This is a genomic window from Pseudarthrobacter sp. efr-133-R2A-89 (assembly GCF_030209315.1).
Classification (GTDB): Bacteria; Actinomycetota; Actinomycetes; order Actinomycetales; family Micrococcaceae; genus Arthrobacter.
The window spans coordinates 56,004-74,479 of sequence record NZ_JARVSE010000002.1 but is presented as its reverse complement, the minus strand read 5'-3'; the positions used below and the strand labels follow the sequence as shown (position 1 = coordinate 74,479).

Genomic DNA, 18,476 nt, shown 5'->3' with positions numbered 1-18,476 from the left:
ATGACCAACCTGAACGCCGTTGACCCGGCAGCCGTGGCACAGGACGCGCACCTGGAAAGCGCTGACGTCGTCATTGGCAAATCCACCATCATCATCCGCCGGTTCCTGCGCAACAAGACCGCTGTGACTGGACTGGCCATCTTCATCGCCCTGACCGTCTTCTCGTTCATTGGGGGATTCTTCACCCAGTGGGACAAGGAGACCATCGACCCCTTCAACATCGGGATGCCGCCCTCCGGCGAGCACTACCTGGGCACCTCGCAGGCGGGGATCGATCTCTACGCCATGACGGTCGAAGGAACCAGGATCTCCATCCTGATCGGCCTGGTGGTGGGCCTGGTGTCCGTGCTGATCGCCGCCGTCTACGGCTGCAGCATGGCCTACTTCGGCGGCAAGGTGGACAAGGTCATGCTGTTCATCCTGGAAGCGCTGATCATGATGCCGGCGCTCCTGGTGGTGGCCGTTGCCACCAGCGGAGGCGGGGCGGGACTGAAACGCGACCTGCCGTCCTGGCTGCTGCTGATCATCGTCCTGCTCGTGTTCAGCTGGATGGGAACCGCCCGGTTGATCCGCTCCATGTCCATGTCCCTCATGCAGCGGGACTTCGTCAAGGCGGCCCAGTACATGGGCGTCCCCCCGCGCCGGATAGTCTGGCGGCACCTGGTGCCCAACATCGGCTCGCTGCTGATCCTGGACATCACCCGCGGCGTCACCGCAGCCATCCTGGCTGAGGTCGCCTTCTCCTTCATCGGCATCGGCATCAAAGTCCCCGACGTGAGCCTGGGCGTGCTGATCGGCCAGGCCACCTCCCAGGTCTCAACCTTCCCGTGGATGTTCTGGGTTCCGTTGACCGTGATGTTCCTGCTGACCGGCTCCCTCGCCATGATGAACGACGGCTTGCGCGACGCCTTTGACCCCAGCTCCACTTCCAGCGGCAAAGCCAAAAAAGCCAAAGCCCGGACTACCCGTGCGGAGAAGAAGACGCCATGAGCAGCGAAACCACCACCGGAGCCACGGACCCGTCCCAGTCGACCGTGGAGCGCCTGCACGTGGCAGGGCTGCACGCCCCCGGCGACGCCGTCCTGTCCGTCCGGGACCTGAACGTTCGCTTCAATACCGAAAACGGTGTTGTGCACGCCGTCCGGGGCATCGATTTCGACCTGCTGCCCGGCCGCACCCTGGGAATCGTGGGGGAATCGGGCTCCGGCAAATCGGTCACGTCCCTGGCCATCATGGGCTTGCTCGCGCCGACGGCGGAGGTCACCGGGTCTGTCCGGCTCAAGGGCCGCGAGTTGCTCGGGCTGAGCGATAAGGCCATGTGCGAATACCGCGGCAACGAGCTCGCGATGGTCTTCCAGGACCCGTTGTCTTCCCTCACCCCGGTGTTCACCGTGGGCACCCAGATCATCGAAGCGCTCACCATCCACAACCCGGCGATGAGCAAGAAGGCCAAGGAGGCCCGCGCCGTCGAACTCCTGGCCATGGTGGGTATCCCCAGCCCCAAGGACCGGCTGAAGGCCTTCCCGCACGAATTCTCCGGCGGCATGCGCCAGCGCGTCATGATCGCGATCGCGATCGCCAACAACCCGCGCGTCCTGATCGCGGATGAGCCGACGACGGCACTGGACGTCACCATCCAGGCGCAGGTCCTCGAGGTGCTGCACAAGGCGCAGGAGGAGACCGGCGCCGCCGTCGTCATGATCACCCACGACCTGGGCGTGGTGGCCGGAATGGCCGACGACATTATGGTCATGTACGCGGGCAAGCCGGTGGAAACCGGGGCCGTGGACCACATCTACTACAACCCGCGGATGCCCTACACCATGGGCCTGCTCGGCGCCGTCCCGCGCGTGGACGTGGCCGAGAAATCCTCGCTCGTGCCCATCGAGGGGATGCCGCCGAACCTCCTGCACGCCCCCACCGGATGCTCGTTCGCGCCCCGCTGCCCGCTGGCGTCGGACGCCTGCCTGGACGGCGAACCCGCCTTGGCGCCTGTGGCCGACGAGGGACTGCACCGCGCCGCCTGCATCAAGTCCGACTCCCTGGGCGGGACGGTGGATGTGCACGATGTCTTCGCCGCCCCGCCGGTACCCGTCTCCCGCTTTGACGCCATCCCGCGGGCGGAACGGGCCACCGTCCTGCAGCTCACGGACGTCCGCAAGCACTTCCCGCTGACCAGGGGCGCCCTGATCAAGCGCAGGATCGGCACCGTCAAGGCGGTGGACGGCCTGAGCTTCGACATCCGCGAGGGCGAATGCTTCTCCATCGTGGGCGAGTCCGGCTCGGGAAAGACCACCACCCTCCTGGAAATCATGGAATTCCACCCGGAACAGGATGGTGAGGTGGTGATCGGCGGCCTGAGCAACAAGCAGGCGGCCGATGCCAAGACCAAGGGCAAGATGCGCCGCGAACTCCAGATGGTCTTCCAGGACCCCACGGGTGCCTTGGACCCGCGTTTCACGGTCTATGAGGTCCTGGCCGAACCTTTGCAGAACGCGGGCATGGACCGGACGGCCATCAAGAAACGGATCATGGAGCTGATGAAGCTCGTGGGCCTGCAGCCGGACCACGTCAACCGATTCCCCAACCAGTTTTCCGGTGGCCAGCGGCAGCGGATCGGGATCGCCCGGGCCCTGGCCGTGAACCCCAAACTGGTAGTCCTGGATGAACCCGTCTCCGCCCTGGACGTATCGGTCCAGGCCGGCGTCATCAACCTCCTGGACCAGCTCCGCGCGGAACTGGGCCTGAGCTACCTGCTGGTGGCCCACGACCTGTCGGTGGTGCGCCACATCTCCAACCGCGTGGCCGTGATGTACCTCGGAAAGATCGTGGAAATCGGGGCTGTGGACCGGGTGTTCGACAACCCCCGCCACCCCTACACCCGCGCCCTGCTGTCCGCCATCCCGGTCCCCGATCCGCAGCTGGAACGGACCCGCGAACGCATCATCCTCCAAGGCGACCTGCCGTCCCCGCTGCAGGCCCCTAAAGGCTGCAACTTCGCCACCCGCTGCCCGGTCTTCGCCGCACTGCCGCCCGCGAAGCAGGAAAAATGCCTCACCCTCGAACCGCTCCTGGAAGCCGCAGCACCCTCGGCGGCCGTGCAGGTCCTCCAGCAGGCTCCCGTGCCCGCGCCGGACCAGCAGTTCGCCTGCTTCTACCCGGACGGGGAAATTGATGAGGACATGCTGGTGGTCCACGAACCGGCGGACCACCTTGCACCCTAGGATTTTTTCGACCCACCCGCACCACCACTCGCACCAATCGAAGGGAAAACCATGAGGAAACTGAACAGGATCGGCGGGGCAGCAGCCATTGCTGCCGCCCTGACGCTGACGGCCTGCGGCGGTGGCGGTGCCAGCGGCCCCGAAACAGCCAAGGGGCAGGAGGCAGGCAGCGACCTGTCCAAGCTGATCAGCATCAACGAGAAGCCAGCAGCCGACCTCCAGCAGGGCGGCAAGGTCACCCTGCCGCTGGGCAACATCGGCCCGGACTTCAACGGCTTCTCCAACAACGGAAACAGCGCAGACAACTCTGCCCTGCAGATTCCCATGAACCCGGTGGCCATGAACAGCGGCGGCATTGGTGGCTGCTGGAAGGTGGACTTCAAGGGCAAGGTCACCCCGAACACCGACTTCTGCGAGTCGGTGAAGAGCGAGGTGAAGGACGGCAAGCAGACCATCACCATCGAGGTCAACCCCAAGGCCACCTACAACGACGGCACCCCGATTGACGTCAAGGCCTTCAAGAACACCTGGAACATCCTCAAGAGCCCGGACGCCGGCTACGACATCGTCAGCTCCGGAGCCTACGAATTCGTCGATTCCGTTGAGGCCGGCAGCAGCGACAAGGAAGTCATCGTCAAGACGTCCCGCCCGGTCTTCCCGGTCGATTCGCTGTTCTTCGGCCTTATCCACCCCGCCGTGAACACCCCGGAGATCTTCAACGAAGGCTTCAATGGCAACATGCACCCGGAGTGGATGGCGGGCCCGTTCAAGCTGGACCAGTACGACACCGCGGCCAAGACCGTGACCCTGGTTCCGAACGACAAGTGGTGGGGCCAGAAGCCGGTCCTGGCCAACGTGACCTTCCGCCAGTTGGAGACCAGCGCACAGATCGCCGCGTTCAAGAACGGTGAGATCGATGCCATGTCCGCCAACACCATCTCGCTGTACAAGCAGCTGGACGGCACCAAGGATTCAGACATCCGCCGCGGCCAGCGCCTCTTTGCCGGTGGCCTGAACCTCAACGCCCAGCGCATCACCGACGTCAACGTCCGCAAGGCCATCTTCGCCGCCGTGGACCGCGAAGCACTCCGCAAGGTCCGCTTCAACGGCCTGAACTGGGAAGAGCCCAGCTCCGGTTCCATGATGCTGCTGCCGTTCTCCGAGTACTACCAGGACAACTACCCGGTCAAGGAAACCGGCCCCGACGCCGCCAAGAAGGTCCTCACGGACGCCGGCTACACCGCCAACGCCAGCGGCGTCATGGAGAAGGACGGCAAGCCCGCCTCCTTCAAGATCAGCAACTTCGGTGACGATCCCACCACCCTGGCCGTGGCGCAGACCCTGCAGAAGCAGCTCCAGGCCGGCGGCATGGATGTGGGCATCGACCAGCGCGCCTCCGCCGACTTCGGCAAGGTCCTGGGCAGCCGCGAGTTCGACCTGAGCATCTCCGGCTACACCGTGGGCCCGGATGCCACCGACGCCGTCAAGCAGTACTACGACTCCAAGGTCAACGAGAACAAGCTGGGCGACGCCGATCTGGACAAGAAGATCGCCGACCTCGCCTCCATCGAGGACAACGCAGCGCGCAACAAGGCTGCCATGGACGTGGAGAAGGAGCACATGGCGAAGTACTACTCCATGGGCGTGGTCTTCAACGGCCCGCAGATCTCCTTCGTCCGCACCGGCCTGGCCAACTACGGCCCGTCGCTCTTCCAGAGCACCTCGCAGGTCCCGGACTGGACCACCATCGGCTGGGTAAAGAAGTAACCCACCGCGGTCCAACCAAAAAGCCGGCACTCCTGGTTCACCAGGGGTGCCGGCCCCGTTTAACGCTGCCCACCCCGCGATAGCGTAGCTTCCATGACTGGAGCTGAAGGCCACCCCCGCACCATCCGCACCGCCGTCGTCGGCTACGGGCTGGCAGGGAGCGTGTTCCACGCGCCGTTGCTGGCAGCAAACGGCCACTATTCGCTGGACGTCATTGCCACGTCCGACGCCGGGCGGCAGGCGGCTGCCGCATCCCGGCTGCCGGAGGCGGACGTGGTGCGCGACGGCGCCGCTGTCCTGGGGCGGGCAGCTGACCTTGACCTGGTGGTATTGGCCACGCCGCCGGACACGCACTATCCGCTGGCCCGGGCGGCCCTGGAGGCCGGACTGGACGTGGTGGTGGATAAACCGTTCACGGTGACCAGTGCGCAGGGGCAGGAGCTGGTCCAGGCGGCCCGGCAGCTGGGCAGGGTATTGACGGTTTTCCACAACCGGAGGTGGGATGGTGATTTCCTGACCCTGCGGAAGCTGCTGGCCGCCCGGTCCCTGGGCCAGGTGACACGCTTCGAGTCCCGGTTCGAACGCTGGCAGCCCACTATCGCCAAGCCATGGAAAGCACGGGCCACCGCCGCGGACGGGGGAGGGGCACTGTTCGACCTTGGCAGCCACCTGGTGGACCAGGCGCTGCAGTTGTTCGGTCCCGCCACGGTGGCCCACGCCGAGCTGGCGGCGCGCCGGTCCGATGAGCGGGCGGACGACGACGTTTTCCTGGTCCTGCGGCACGAATCGGGCGTCATAAGCCACCTGACCATGAACATGCTGTGCGCGCAGCAGGAGCCGCGCTTCCGGGTGCTCGGTTCGGTGGGCGGGTACACGAAAAACGGCGTGGACCCGCAGGAACCGTACCTTGCCGCCGGCGGCAGCCCCCTGGACGCCGCGTACGGGCAGGAAGCGCCTGGATGGGCGGGGCTGCTGGGCCGCGACGGCCACCTGGACGCCCTGCCCACCGGACGGGGAGCCTACCCGGAGTTCTACCGGATCCTGGCGGAGAAGATCCTCGACGGCGGTGCGGCGTCACCCCTGCCCGTCCCGGTAGACCCAGAGGACGCGGTGGAGGTCCTGAAAATCATAGAAAAAGCGCGGGAACTGGCTTAGAACCGTCGATTGCTCCGTAGATGCCGTTTTGAGGGCTCAAAAGGACAAGTACGGAGCAATCGATGAAGGGCTTAGGCGGAGACCAGGTCGTGCCAGTCGGCGACGAGCGGCAGGTTGTGCGCCTCGGACACGGAGTGGTGTGCCACGTGGCCGGCGGCGATGTTGAGGCCGGCGGCCAGGGCGGGGTCGCGGTCGAACGCGGCCTTGACGCCCAGGTTGGCCAGGGACACGGCGTAGCGCAGGGTGACGTTGGTCAGTGCGTACGTGGAGGTGTTGGGTACGGCGCCGGGCATGTTGGCCACGCAGTAGAAGATGGTGTTGTGCACCTTGTAGGTGGGTTCCTGGTGCGTGGTGGGGTGGGTGTCCTCGAAGCAGCCGCCCTGGTCCACGGCGATGTCCACCAGCACTGAGCCGGGCTTCATCCGGGCCACGAGGTCGTTGGTGACCAGCTTGGGGGCCTTGGCGCCGGGGATCAGCACCGAACCAATTACGAGGTCGGCGTCCACCACTGACTTTTCGATCTCGTACTTGTTGGAGGCAACCGTCTTCAGCCGGCCCTGGTACTGGGCGTCGAGTTCGCGGAGCCGGTTGATGTTGATGTCCAGGATGGTCACGTCGGCACCCAGGCCCAGGGCCATGGCGGCGGCGTTGGTTCCGGCCACGCCGGCGCCCAGGACAACCACCTTGGCGGGACGGACGCCCGGGACCCCGCCCAGCAGCACGCCCTTGCCGCCGGCCGGTGCCATCAGCGAGGTGGCGCCCACCTGGACGGACAGGCGTCCGGCCACCTCGGACATCGGGGCCAGCAGCGGCAGCGTGCGGCCTTCCTGCACGGTCTCGTAAGCGATCGCGGTGACGCCGGAGTTGATGAGTTCCTGTGTCAGTTCCGGCTCGGCCGCGAGGTGCAGGTAGGTGAAGAGGATCAGGCCCTTGCGGAAGCGGTGGTATTCGGCCTTCACCGGTTCCTTGACCTTCATGACCATGTCGGCGCGGGACCAGACGTCGTCCGCGTCATTGACGATCTCGGCGCCCGCGATCGCGTATTCCTCGTCCGTGATGCCCGAGCCCAGGCCGGCCCCGCGCTCCACCAGGACGGTGTGGCCGTGGGTGCGGAACTCGTGGACGCCGGCAGCGGTGATCGCTACGCGGAATTCGTTGTTCTTGATCTCTTTGGGGACGCCGATGATCATCGTCTGCTCCAAGGTGTGGTCCCGGCGGGCCGGGAAAAGTGGAAGGATTTTCGTGTTTCAACGATAATTCCGCCTGTGAGCCAGACGACATGGACCGGTGCGGGGCCGGCCGGCGGAGCCGCGTAATTCCGGGGTTTTTGCCGCGTCGCGCTCGACAACTGTCGACTCCTGAAGCGTCAGGTGTCGCCTCGTGTTGGTTCGTGGGACCGGCTGCGCAGGCAGTAGTGTGAGCCCATGCAGCAGCAGGGTGTGGAACAACTCGTCGAACAGGTGGCACAGAAGCTCGGCCGCGGCCTGTCCCTCGAGGACCTGGACGGCCTGCTGCTTGCCTACAGCTCCAACCAGTCCCACGCCGACCGCGTCCGGGTGAACTTCCTGCTGAGCAAGAAGGTCCCGGCGGATGTCAGCGCCTGGCAGCTCTCCCACGGGATCGCCACCGCCGTCCGGCCGGTGGTGATCCCGGGGAACCCGGACCTGGGCATGCTTGGCCGGGTCTGCGTCCCGCTGATGGTCAGGGGCTTCCGGGTCGGCTACCTGTGGGTGCAGCAGGACTCGGCAGAGGAAAGTCCGACGGCGATCCTCACCCAGTTGCCCGGCGTCAACCACGAGCTTGAGCTGCTCTCCGGCCTCCTGCTCGACTCGAACACGGCGGAATCCGAATTCCGGCGGGGCCGCGAGCGTGAGTTCCTGGCAGCCTGCGCCGGGGAACCCAACGCGGTGGCGGCGGTGGCGGGCTGGAAGGAAGTCCAGGGCCGCGGCCCCTGGCAGATGGTCACCATCCTCGACGCGGACGGCTGGGCCAGCGGGCCGGACCCCATCGCATCGGCCCTGATCCACCGTTCAACGGCGCTGCAGGCAACGGTGGGTGTGGATGCCGCCCTCTTCAGCGCCGGCACCGAAACACATTCGGTGGTGCTGTTCCGCGAATCGACGGGCAGGGCCAACCACGCCCGGGTGCTGGTGCACTACCAGCTGGAGCTGGCCAAGCGCTCCGGCCGGCCGGTCCACCGGATCATCCTGGGGATCAGCGAGGGGTTCGCCAGGACGCGCCAGCTCGCGGAGGCTTACCGGCAGTCCCGGCTGGCAGCCCAGGCGGCCGCCGTCGACCCGCAGCTGGGCGAACTCGTGGACTGCCGCGCCACCGGCGTCTACCAGCTGCTCGCGTCGGCCGGCGGGGGAGTGGGTGCGTGGGCGGACTCCGGGTCCGTGTACTTCCGGATGCTTGAGGACCACGACCGCAACGGCGAGCTCATCCCCGTCCTGGAGCTGCTGTATGACAATGATGGCTCCGTCCAGGACGTGGCCACCCGGCTCCACCTGCACCGCAGCAGCATCTACAACCGGCTGGGGCGGATCCGTCAACTGCTGGGGGTGGACCCGCTGAAGGGGTTGCCGCGGCTGGAACTGCACGCCGCGCTCAAGATGCGGCGCTGGGCGGCAAGGCCCAGGATCTGACGCCGGGAATCCGGGGTTAGCGGGAGGGTGCCCCGACGAAGGACCGGATGGCCTCCGCCACCTGCCGCGGGCGCACATGCTGGACCACGTGGCCTGCCTGCGGTATCTCTACGAAGCTTCCCTGCGGCACGGCCTGGGCGAGCCGAATGCACCACTCCGGCCCGGCCACCTGGTCATGGTTGCCGCGCAGGACCAGGACGGGCACGTTGATGCCGCCCAGCCGCCGCTCCGTGGGGTATCCCATCATCACCGGCACCTCGGTGAAGTACCAGCGCGGGCCGCAGCGGAAGTAGTCCGTGAGGACAATCCAGTTGGATGAGGGAGTTTCCCGGAGCAGCGCGTCCAGGGAGAGCGCCACACCCTGCCGCAGGACGCTCCGGTGCCGGGAGTCCACCACAGGTCCCATCAGGACCAGCCGGCGCACCCGTTCTGGGGCGTAGAGCGCGGCCTCGATGGTGAACTGCACGCCCATCGAGTGTCCTACCAGGATGTAGGAGTCGATGCCGCTTGCCTTCAATGCCTGGGCGATGAAGGCGCCGTAGTCCGCCGCGGAGAGCTGCCTGCCGGGCCGGGGGGTGCCGGCGAACCCCGGCAGGTCAAGGGAGTAGGTGGGGGCGCCGGCCAGTTCCCCGTGCAGCCGTCGAAGGTAGCGGTGGGAGACGCCGATGCCGTGGATGAGCACATAGGCCGGTCCGGCGGGGTTGCCTGCCGCGCGCTGTCCGGGTGCGGGCGTACCGCCAGCCCAGAACAACCTCCCCGTCAAACCATTGGCGGCCACCTCCGTAGAGCGCAGCCCGGCGTCTTTCCGGCTGAGCAGGCCACGGGGAAACCGCACTACTCCGCCTCGCCGGCGTGGCCGCCGTCGGCCTTGTCCTGCCTGCGCTTCCGGTCCTCAAGCTTCTGTTGCTCCAGCCACGCAAGGATGTCGGCCTGCCGGATCCTGCGGTGCGAGCCGCGGTACTCCACCGGGATCTCGCCGCGGTCCGTCATGTTGCGCAGGTACGTGTGCGAGATCCCCGCCAGTTCCGCGGCCTGGGAAGTGGTCAGCATTTCCTCCACGCTGCTCACAGTCACCGTTTCGCCGCGGCCAAGCCGTGCCAGGAGATCCACGACGGCGTCCCGTGCCTGCGCGGGCAGGCGGTGGACGGTGCCGTCAACGAAGACGGTGATGTCGTTGCTGTCCTTCAGGGCGCGCGCAAGGCTGCCGGCCTCGCCTGCGGGCAGGCCGGCCGTAACGCGGGGGGCTATCAATGCCATGGACGTAGCCTATCCCGCGTCCGGGTGCCGGCAGGCGAGGCCGGTTCCTCCGGATCAGAGCCCCAGTTCCTCCAGGACCGGCAGTTTCTCCCGTACCCATGCCCGGGCTTCCGTGGCGCTCGGCGCGGACAGGGCAAGTTTTGCCAGTTCCTGGGCCTCGGAGAGGGTGACCGTCTTCAGCACGGCGGCCACCGCGGCGAGCGAGCGGGCCGTCATGGACAGGGTGGTCACGCCAAGCCCGGTGAGGACGACGGCGAGGGCGGGGTCCGCGGCAGCCTCACCGCAGACGCCCACGGGCTTGTTGTGGCCTTCGGCCCTGGACCCTTCAACGGTGAGCCCGACGAGGCGCAGGACCGCGGGCTGCCACGGGGTGTTCAGGTTGGCCAGGGGGCCGAGCTGGCGGTCGGCGGCCATGGCGTACTGGGTGAGGTCGTTGGTGCCCAGGCTGGCGAAGCCCACTTCGCGGAGGATCGCTTCGGCGGTGAGGGCGGCGGAGGGGACCTCGACCATGACGCCGGGGGTCTTGATGCCGGCGTCCGCGCACATGGAGGCGAAGCGCGCGGCTTCCTCGGCGGTGGAGATCATGGGGGCCATGACCCAGACGTCGGCCTCGGACTGCTGCTGGGCCAGCGCGATGGCTTCCAGCTGCCGGTCAAGGACGCCGGGGGTGGTGAAGTCGGTGCGGTAGCCGCGGACCCCCAGGGCCGGGTTGGGTTCCGTGGAGTCGGTCAGGAAGGGCAGGGGCTTGTCGGCGCCGGCGTCCAGCGTGCGCAGGACCACTTTCTTGCCGGGAAACGCGTCGAAGACGCTCTTGTAGGCAGCTGCCTGCTCTTCGACGCTGGGTTCGGTGTCGCGTTCCAGGAAGCAGAACTCGGTGCGGAACAGGCCCACGCCCTGGGCTCCGAGCTTCGCAGCGGCCTCGGCGTCCTTGCCGCCGCCCACGTTGGCGAGCAGCGGCACCTCGTGGCCGTCCGCCGTCGTGCCCGTGCCGTTGAATTCTGCCAGCAGCGACGCCGTGGCAGCCCAGGCCTCGGCTGTTGCCCGGAGGGTCTCGTCCGGTTCGGAGGTGATGCTGCCGGCAGCGCCGTCGACGTACACCTCGGTGCCGTCCGCGAGTTCGTCAACGCCGACGGCGGCAACGACTGCCGGGAGACCCAGGGACCGGGCGATGATGGCCGTGTGGGACTGCGGGCCACCCCCGGCAGTGACCAGCGCCAGGACCTTGTTGGGGTCCAGCGTGGCGGTGTCTGCCGGCGCCAGGTCCTCGGCCACCAGGACGAACGGGGTGTTGGAGGCGGGGATGCCGGGGGCGGGAACCCCGCGGAGCTCCGCGACGATCCGGGCCCGGACGTCCAGGACGTCGGTGGCGCGTTCGGCCATGTAGCCGCCCAGGTTGTGCAGCATCTCGGAAACCGAGGAACCGGATTCCCAGATGGCGCGTTCGGCGGAGGTCCCGCGGGCCACAAGCTTGGCCGCGCCCTTGATCAGCATGGTGTCCTTGGCCATCAGCGCGGTGGCTTCCAGGACTGCCTTGCCGTCACCCACGGCATGGGTGGCCCGGTCCTTCAGTTCGTCGTGCACGGCCTGGGCCGCGGCCTTCAATGTTGCAGTCGCTTCTTCGGCAGTGGTGCCGGCCGCCAGCTGCTCGCCGGCCGGCGGCTCGCTGATTGGTTTGGGCATCTGGCGGATGGTGCCGATGACGCGGCCCGGACTGACGCCTACTCCTGGGAAGTTCTGCACTGAAGGTCCTCATTCTCTGCCGGTAGACAGGCCCGCCAAGGTCTCCGGCGCCGTGCCGGGGCTGCCGGTGGACTGCTACGTCCAGGGCAGGAAACGTGCCTGAAAAAATTGTATGTGATTCAGTTCATATAGCAACGCTATAGGTGCTAGGGTAGCGGTTATGAGTTTGGATGGCCAGCTTCCCCCCAAAATGCGGCTGCTCCGCGCAGCCGCGGAGTTGCTGGCAAATTCCGCGGGAGCGCCGGTGTCCACCCGCCAGATCACCCAGCTGGCAGGCGTTTCGGCGCCCACGCTGTACCACCACTTCGGTGACAAGGAAGGACTGTTCGACGCCGTCGTCGCCGCAGGGTTTGAGGAATATGTCGCGGGCGAAAGGGATTTCGCCCCTTCCGGACAGCCGCTTGAGGACATCCGGAGAATGTGGGACAACCACGTCCAGTTCGGCCTGAACCAGCCCGAGCTGTACCTGGTGATGTTCGGCAACATCCGCCCGGAAAGCCGGCCCGCCATCGTGGCGGACGCCGAGTCGCTGATGGAGGAGATGCTGAACAAGGCAGCGGCGGCGGGCCAGCTGAACGTCCAGCCCAGGGAAGCGGCCAGGTCCATCCTGGCGGCCAATGTGGGCGTGACGTTGATGCTGATTGCGGAGTCCGTCGCCGAGAGGAACCTCGAATTGTCCACCATGACCCGGGACGCCATGATCTTCGCGGTGTCCGCCGAGCCCGCCAGCGGCCCGGCCGCGGGCAGCACCGGAAAGTCCTCGGTGGTGGTGGCAGCGATCGCCCTGAACGCCGCACTTCAGGCCTCGCACTCTGACCAGCTTTCCAGCTCGGAACTCAAGCTCTTTCTCGAATGGCTGCACCGGATCTCCACCAGCACCGCCGGCTAAGCCCCAATCAGCGCATTACCCAGCACTACGTCGTCGTAATCATTCGGACCATCCTGCGGAGCAGCAGGAATGACGGTTAGGAAATCACATGGCAACAGAGACAGTTGCAAAACCCCGCACCAGCGCGCGCGTGCACGTCCAAAAGTTCGGGACATTCCTGTCCGGCATGATCATGCCCAACATCGGTGCGTTCATCGCCTGGGGCATCATCACCGCCCTCTTCATTGAGAAGGGCTGGCTGCCGGTGCCGCAGCTGGGTGGTTTCGGCGAAACCGACGGGAAGCCCAACATCGGCCTCGTTGGCCCCATGATCACCTACCTGCTGCCCCTGCTGATCGGCTACACGGGCGGCAAGATGGTCTACGACGTCCGCGGCGGCGTGGTGGGTGCCATCGGCACCATGGGTGTGATCGTCGGTGCCGGCATCCCCATGTTCATCGGCGCCATGATCATGGGCCCGCTGGGCGGCTGGACCATGAAGAAGATCGACTCCATCTGGGACGGCAAGATCCGCCCCGGCTTCGAGATGCTGGTCAACAACTTCTCCGCCGGCATTTGGGGTGCCTTGCTGGCCCTGCTGGGCTTCTATGGCATATCGCCGCTGGTCACTGCGTTCAGTACGGCTGCAGGCAACTTCGTGCAGTTCCTGGTCCACAACGGACTCCTGCCGCTGACCAGCATCTTTATCGAGCCCGCCAAGGTCCTGTTCCTGAATAACGCCATCAACCACGGCGTGCTTACCCCGCTGGGCGTGCAGCAGTCGCTGGAGCAGGGCAAGTCCATCCTGTTCCTGCTGGAAGCCAACCCCGGCCCCGGCCTGGGCCTGCTCCTCGCGTATGCGTTCTTCGGCCGTGGTGCCGCCAAGGCTTCAGCCCCCGGCGCAGCCATCATCCAGTTCCTGGGCGGCATCCACGAGATCTACTTCCCGTATGTCCTGATGCGCCCGCTGCTGATCCTGGGCACCATCGCCGGCGGCATGACCGGCATCGCCACCCTCGCCGTCACCAACTCCGGCCTCGTGGCGCCGGCCGCCCCGGGCTCCATCTTCGCCGTGCTGGCGCAGACCTCCCGCGACAGCTACTTCGGCGTGATCCTGTCCGTGGTCCTCGCGGCGGCAGTTTCCTTCCTGGTGTCCTCGGTCATCCTGCGGACCACCAAGCACAGCGATGAGGCGGACCTCGGCGACGCCACCGCCCGCATGGAGGAGATGAAGGGCAAGAAGAGCTCGGTTGCCTCAACCCTCACCGGAGCCGGCATGGGAACTGCCGCCGGTGCGGCCGGCCGCGGCGGGGTGGGCGTCCTGGCCGGCCCGGTCCGCAACGTGGTGTTCGCTTGCGACGCTGGCATGGGCTCCAGTGCCATGGGAGCCTCGGTGCTGCGGAACAAGATCAAGGCCGCCGGGTTCCCCGACGTCAAGGTCACCAACGCCTCGATTGCCAACCTCACCGACAGCTACGACGTCGTGGTGACGCACCAGGACCTCACCGAGCGTGCCAAGCCAGCGACGTCCAGCGCCGTGCACTACTCCGTGGACAACTTCATGAGCAGCCCGCGGTATGACGAGATTGTCGAGCTGGTCCGCGAGAGCAACACCGAGCGCGATGGCTCGGCCGACGCCGGCGCCACCCACGGCGCGCACGCCGCCGAGGCTCCGGTGGACGCTGCGCCCGCTGCCGCGGCAGGAACCGCAGCCTCCGCTGCCGGGACCTCCGAGATCCTGGCACGGGAGAGCGTGGTCCTGACGGGTTCGGCCACCACCCGCGACGCCGCCATTGACGAAGCCGGCAGGCTCCTGCTGACCCGGGGCGCCGTGGATGAGGGCTACATCGCAGCCATGCACGAGCGCGAGGAATCGGTGTCCACCTACATGGGCAGCTTCCTGGCCATCCCGCACGGCACCAACGCCGCCAAGGACCACATCCGCAAGTCTGCGGTGTCCGTGATCCGCTACCCCGAAGGCATCGACTGGAACGGCAAGGAAGTGAAGTTCGTGGTGGGTGTCGCAGGCATCAACAACGAACACCTGCACATCCTGTCCTCCATCGCCAAGGTCTTCACGAACAAGGAGCAGGTGGCCCGGCTCGAGGCTGCCACGTCCGAGGATGAAGTCCTGGAGCTCTTCGGAAAGGTCAACGCATAGTGAAGGCTGTACATTTTGGCGCCGGCAACATCGGGCGCGGCTTCGTGGGCCTGCTCCTGCATGATGCCGGCTACGAGGTGGTGTTCGCGGACGTGGCCGAGGAACTGATCACCCGGCTGGCGGTCGCGGACAGCTACGCGGTCCACGAGGTGGGTGAGAACCCCGCCGTGCGGACGGTGGACAACTTCCGGGCGCTGAACTCCAACGCCCAGGAGGCTGAGCTGGTCGCCGAGATCGCGACCGCGGACATCGTCACCACGGCGGTAGGCCCGCACATCCTGAAGTTCGTGGCGCCCGTGATCGCCAAGGGCATCGTCGCCAGGGAGCCCGGCCGGGTGCCCCTGCAGGTGATGGCCTGCGAGAACGCCATCAACGCCACGGACATCCTGGCCAAGGAAGTGGCCGCGCAGCCGGGCGCCGCCGCCGGGGCCCTGGACGGGAAGGTGGTCTTCGCGAACACCGCCGTGGACAGGATCGTGCCCAACCAGGAGCCCGGCCAGGGCCTGGACGTCACCGTGGAAACCTTCTACGAATGGGTGATCGACAGGACCGCCTTCGGCGAGTCCGCCCCCGTGATCCCCGGTGCCACCTTCGTGGACGACCTCTCGCCGTACATCGAACGGAAGCTGTTCACCGTGAACACCGGGCACGCCTCTGCGGCCTACCTGGGGTTTGAGGCGGGGCTGGAAAAGATCTCCGACGCCATGGCGGACCAGGATGTGGCCGAGGATGTCCGGGCGGTGCTGGAGGAGACCAAGCAGCTCCTGGTGGCGAAGCACGGCTTCAGCAACGACGAGCAGGAGGCGTATGTCCAGAAAATCCTGGTCCGGTTCTCCAACCCGTACCTGCCGGATACGGTCAACCGGGTGGGCCGCGCCCCGCTGCGGAAGCTGAGCCGGCACGAGCGGTTCATCGGCCCGGCGGCGGAGCTGGCAGAACGCGGCGTGGTGCCGGAGGCCCTGCTGGGCGCCATCGCTGCCGCACTCCGCTTCAACGATCCCGCAGACGCGGAGGCCACCGAACTCGCGGGCATCCTCGGCTCCGCCGGTCCGGCTGACGCCACGGCCAGGATCACCGGACTCGAAGCCGACCACCCGCTGTTCAGTGCCGTCGCCACCCTCGTGGAGGAACGGCAGGCTGAACTGGCAGGCGCCCCCGCCTGACGCGCGCCATCCAAACGACGCCGGCACCCACTTCATCGCAGGAGCGGGTGCCGGCGTCGTCCGTCGTGCAGCGCCCCCCAAACCCCCGCTCACCTTTGGCGGGCTTTCCCTAAACCCCCGCTCACCTTTTGCCGGGTTTCCCCAAACCCCCGCTCAGATCCTGTGCCAAGCTGGGCAGGTGACCGATACCCAACGTGCCGTGACTCCTTTGATGATTGCCGACGTCGGCGGCGGTACGTTCCGCCTCCGCCACGCCACCCCTGCCGACTCCCGGCCATCGTGCAACTGCTCGCCGACGACGCCATGGGCGCCGGCCGCGAGACCGCACAGGACATGGAGCCGTACCAGCGGGCCTTTGGCGCGATCGACGCCGACCCAGCCCACCTCTTGATCGTCGGCGAGACCGTGCCGGCGGGGGACCCGGACGGCACCGTGGTGGCCACCTTCCAGCTCAGTTTCCTTCCCGGCATCTCCCGGCGGGGGGCGTGGCGTTCGCAGCTCGAGGGCGTCCGCGTTGCCGCGTCCCTTCGCGGGCAGGGCCTGGGGAAGCTCATGGTGGGCTGGGCCATCGCGGAGTCCCGGCGCCGGGGTTGCACCCTGATGCAGCTGACCACGCACCACAGCCGCTCCGCCGCGCACCGGTTCTACGGGCAGCTGGGCTTTGAGGCGAGCCACGTCGGGATGAAGTTGACTCTCTAAGCCTTGACTGTTAGGTACCCTAAATGTTAGGCTACCTAACGATGAACGACGAAAACGCACTCCAGGAACTTGCCAGCGGATTCCGCGAGGCCCTCCGCCACAGCGTCTACCTGGTCCGGCGCCTCGACGCCGACGGTGAACTCAGCGCCGCCCAGCTCAGCACCCTCAAGATGCTGCTTGACGAGGGCCAGCGCGTCGGCGAGATCGCCCGCAATCTTGGGGTCCGCGTCCCCAGCGCCACCGAGCAGATCATCAAGCTCGAGCGCGCCGGGCTGGCCCGCCGTGAACCGGATCCGAACGACTCCCGCGCTGTCAGGGTGATCCTGACCCCCGAGGGCCGGGACGCCGTCGACTCGGCAAACCGGCGCCGCAACCAGGTGATGGCAGGCATCCTGAGCACCCTCAGCGACCAGGACCGCAAAGCCCTGGCGGACGCGCTGCCGGTCATCGACAAAATCAACGCTTACCTCCAGAACTGAACCAGTGACGAATTTAGGAGTACCCTCCATGGACGGCCAGCTCGCAGAAACCCTGCCGGCACCAGAAAACACCTTGCAGGCTGAAAAGGCCTCATTCCTCAAGCAGCCGAAGGCGGTGTGGGCCACCGCGCTCGCTGCAGTGTTCGCCTTCATGGGCATCGGCCTGGTGGACCCCATCCTCCCCGCCATTGCCACCAACCTGCAGGCGAGCCCCAGCCAGGTCTCGCTGCTGTTCACCAGCTACTTCCTGGTCACTGCCCTCGCCATGCTGATCACCGGGTTTGTCTCGTCCCGGATCGGCGGCAAACGGACCCTGCTGATCGGCCTGGCCGTCATCGTCGTCTTCTCCTCGCTCTCCGGCCTGTCCGCCAGCGTCAGTGAGCTGGTGGGCTTCCGGGCCGGCTGGGGCCTGGGCAACGCCCTGTTCGTGGCTACGGCCCTCGCCGTCATCGTCGGCGTCGCCAGCGGCGGCGCCGGGACCGCGATCATCCTCTACGAAGCCGCCCTGGGCCTGGGCATCTCGCTCGGCCCGCTCCTGGGCGCCCTCCTGGGCGGCTGGCAGTGGCGCGCACCGTTCTTCGGCACCGCCGTCCTCATGGCGGCCGCCTTTATCGCCTTGATCGCCCTGCTGCCCAAGACGCCGCTGCCCGAGCGCAAGGTCCGCCTGCGGGACCCCTTGCTGGCCCTGGGCCACAAGGGACTGCGGACGACGGCGGCGAGCGGCTTGTTCTACAACTACGGCTTCTTCACCATCCTGGCTTTCACCCCGTTCATCCTGGGCATGAACGCCTACGGAATCGGTGGCGTCTTCTTCGGCTGGGGCGTGGCCGTGGCCGTGTTCTCCGTCTTCGTGGCACCGCCGCTGCAGGCCCGCTTCGGTGCCGTCAAGGTGCTGACCGGCACGCTGTTCCTGCTCATGCTGGACCTGGCCGGGCTGGGCCTGGCGGCGGGGCATTCGGTGCCGGCCGTCGTCGTCCTGGTGATCGTTGCCGGCGCCCTGCTGGGCGTCAACAACACCATCTACACGGAACTGGCCATGGGTGTTTCCGATTCGCCCCGCCCGGTGGCGTCCTCCGGCTACAACTTCGTCCGCTGGATGGGCGGCGCGCTGGCCCCGTTCGCGGCTGCACAGCTCGGTGAGCACTTTGGCCCGCAGATTCCGTTCTTTGCCGGCGCGGCGGCCATGGTGGTGGCCATCCTGATCGCCTTCGGTGGCCGGGCCTACCTGTCCTCACACGAACCACACGTGGTGTAAGCGGCCCGACAACAAACAAACCCTCCATCACGCCAGGTGATGGAGGGTTTGTTGTTTCCAGCG

Annotated in this window: 14 protein-coding genes and 1 pseudogene; 11 read left to right on the top strand and 4 right to left on the bottom strand. The window is 67.0% G+C overall.

What is annotated here, in order from left to right:
• The 4 genes from QRM95_RS03095 (at position 1) to QRM95_RS03080 (ending at position 6,146) form a co-directional block, all read left to right on the top strand.
• Positions 1-990 (top strand): ABC transporter permease, encoded by a 990-nt coding sequence (locus QRM95_RS03095; protein WP_285246400.1) that lies wholly within the window; start codon positions 1-3, stop codon positions 988-990.
• Complete coding sequence (locus QRM95_RS03090; RefSeq protein WP_285246399.1) at positions 987-3,224, top strand: ABC transporter ATP-binding protein; 2,238 nt, start codon at positions 987-989, stop codon at positions 3,222-3,224. The genes QRM95_RS03095 and QRM95_RS03090 overlap by 4 nt, the downstream gene beginning before the upstream one ends.
• Before the next feature lie 51 nt (positions 3,225-3,275).
• Positions 3,276-4,991, top strand: coding sequence for an ABC transporter family substrate-binding protein (locus QRM95_RS03085; protein ID WP_285246398.1), 1,716 nt, complete (start codon positions 3,276-3,278; stop codon positions 4,989-4,991).
• A 93-nt stretch (positions 4,992-5,084) separates the two neighbouring features.
• The gene (locus QRM95_RS03080; RefSeq protein ID WP_285246397.1) at positions 5,085-6,146 is read left to right on the top strand and encodes a Gfo/Idh/MocA family protein; all 1,062 of its coding nucleotides are present in this window, start codon (positions 5,085-5,087) and stop codon (positions 6,144-6,146) included.
• 71 nt (positions 6,147-6,217) lie between these two features.
• Here QRM95_RS03080 and ald read toward each other — a convergent pair whose 3' ends face one another.
• Complete coding sequence (gene ald / locus QRM95_RS03075; RefSeq protein ID WP_285246929.1) at positions 6,218-7,336, bottom strand: alanine dehydrogenase; 1,119 nt, start codon at positions 7,334-7,336, stop codon at positions 6,218-6,220.
• A gap of 234 nt (positions 7,337-7,570) precedes the next feature.
• On the opposite strand from ald, the gene QRM95_RS03070 reads away from it, so the two are divergent.
• Positions 7,571-8,791: a PucR family transcriptional regulator gene (locus QRM95_RS03070; RefSeq protein ID WP_285246396.1), complete on the top strand. Its 1,221-nt coding sequence runs from the start codon at positions 7,571-7,573 to the stop codon at positions 8,789-8,791.
• Between the two features lie 16 nt (positions 8,792-8,807).
• Here the strand turns inward: QRM95_RS03070 and QRM95_RS03065 are convergent, their stop codons facing one another.
• From QRM95_RS03065 to ptsP, 3 genes are all read right to left on the bottom strand, one after another.
• Positions 8,808-9,542: an alpha/beta fold hydrolase gene (locus tag QRM95_RS03065; RefSeq protein WP_285246928.1), complete on the bottom strand. Its 735-nt coding sequence runs from the start codon at positions 9,540-9,542 to the stop codon at positions 8,808-8,810.
• Between the two features lie 83 nt (positions 9,543-9,625).
• Entirely contained in the window at positions 9,626-10,048 is a 423-nt protein-coding gene (locus QRM95_RS03060) for a helix-turn-helix domain-containing protein (RefSeq protein WP_285246395.1), read from the bottom strand.
• A gap of 54 nt (positions 10,049-10,102) precedes the next feature.
• Positions 10,103-11,788 (bottom strand): phosphoenolpyruvate--protein phosphotransferase, encoded by a 1,686-nt coding sequence (gene ptsP, locus QRM95_RS03055; protein WP_285246394.1) that lies wholly within the window; start codon positions 11,786-11,788, stop codon positions 10,103-10,105.
• Positions 11,789-11,948: 160 nt separating this feature from the next.
• Between ptsP and QRM95_RS03050 the strand changes: the two genes are divergently transcribed.
• The 6 genes and pseudogenes from QRM95_RS03050 to QRM95_RS03025 all read left to right on the top strand — a co-directional run bounded on the left by QRM95_RS03050 (position 11,949) and on the right by QRM95_RS03025 (position 18,413).
• Positions 11,949-12,677, top strand: a complete 729-nt coding sequence (locus tag QRM95_RS03050; RefSeq protein WP_285246393.1) for a TetR/AcrR family transcriptional regulator — start codon at positions 11,949-11,951, stop codon at positions 12,675-12,677.
• Between the two features lie 88 nt (positions 12,678-12,765).
• Positions 12,766-14,817, top strand: a complete 2,052-nt coding sequence (locus tag QRM95_RS03045; RefSeq protein WP_285246392.1) for a PTS mannitol transporter subunit IICBA — start codon at positions 12,766-12,768, stop codon at positions 14,815-14,817.
• Positions 14,817-15,980 carry a mannitol-1-phosphate 5-dehydrogenase gene (locus QRM95_RS03040; protein WP_285246391.1) on the top strand — a complete coding sequence of 388 codons (1,164 nt, stop codon included), beginning with the start codon at positions 14,817-14,819 and terminating at the stop codon, positions 15,978-15,980. Before QRM95_RS03045 ends, QRM95_RS03040 begins: the two co-directional genes overlap by 1 nt.
• A gap of 211 nt (positions 15,981-16,191) precedes the next feature.
• Positions 16,192-16,679, top strand: a pseudogene (locus QRM95_RS03035) (GNAT family N-acetyltransferase).
• Positions 16,680-16,720: 41 nt separating this feature from the next.
• The gene (locus QRM95_RS03030) at positions 16,721-17,158 is read left to right on the top strand and encodes a MarR family winged helix-turn-helix transcriptional regulator (RefSeq protein ID WP_285246390.1); all 438 of its coding nucleotides are present in this window, start codon (positions 16,721-16,723) and stop codon (positions 17,156-17,158) included.
• Positions 17,159-17,186: 28 nt separating this feature from the next.
• The gene (locus QRM95_RS03025) at positions 17,187-18,413 is read left to right on the top strand and encodes an MFS transporter (protein WP_285246927.1); all 1,227 of its coding nucleotides are present in this window, start codon (positions 17,187-17,189) and stop codon (positions 18,411-18,413) included.
• The last annotated feature ends 63 nt before the right edge of the window (positions 18,414-18,476 follow it).

What these genes read in the sequence shown, in the direction of transcription:
- QRM95_RS03095 (WP_285246400.1), top strand. Translation starts at nt 1, where the DNA reads ATGACCAACCTGAACGCCGTTGACCCGGCAGCCGTGGCACAGGACGCG.
- QRM95_RS03090 (WP_285246399.1), top strand. Translation starts at nt 987, where the DNA reads ATGAGCAGCGAAACCACCACCGGAGCCACGGACCCGTCCCAGTCGACC.
- QRM95_RS03085 (WP_285246398.1), top strand. Translation starts at nt 3,276, where the DNA reads ATGAGGAAACTGAACAGGATCGGCGGGGCAGCAGCCATTGCTGCCGCC.
- QRM95_RS03080 (WP_285246397.1), top strand. Translation starts at nt 5,085, where the DNA reads ATGACTGGAGCTGAAGGCCACCCCCGCACCATCCGCACCGCCGTCGTC.
- ald (WP_285246929.1), bottom strand. Translation starts at nt 7,336, where the DNA reads ATGATCATCGGCGTCCCCAAAGAGATCAAGAACAACGAATTCCGCGTA.
- QRM95_RS03070 (WP_285246396.1), top strand. Translation starts at nt 7,571, where the DNA reads ATGCAGCAGCAGGGTGTGGAACAACTCGTCGAACAGGTGGCACAGAAG.
- QRM95_RS03060 (WP_285246395.1), bottom strand. Translation starts at nt 10,048, where the DNA reads ATGGCATTGATAGCCCCCCGCGTTACGGCCGGCCTGCCCGCAGGCGAG.
- QRM95_RS03050 (WP_285246393.1), top strand. Translation starts at nt 11,949, where the DNA reads ATGAGTTTGGATGGCCAGCTTCCCCCCAAAATGCGGCTGCTCCGCGCA.
- QRM95_RS03045 (WP_285246392.1), top strand. Translation starts at nt 12,766, where the DNA reads ATGGCAACAGAGACAGTTGCAAAACCCCGCACCAGCGCGCGCGTGCAC.
- QRM95_RS03030 (WP_285246390.1), top strand. Translation starts at nt 16,721, where the DNA reads ATGAACGACGAAAACGCACTCCAGGAACTTGCCAGCGGATTCCGCGAG.
- QRM95_RS03025 (WP_285246927.1), top strand. Translation starts at nt 17,187, where the DNA reads ATGGACGGCCAGCTCGCAGAAACCCTGCCGGCACCAGAAAACACCTTG.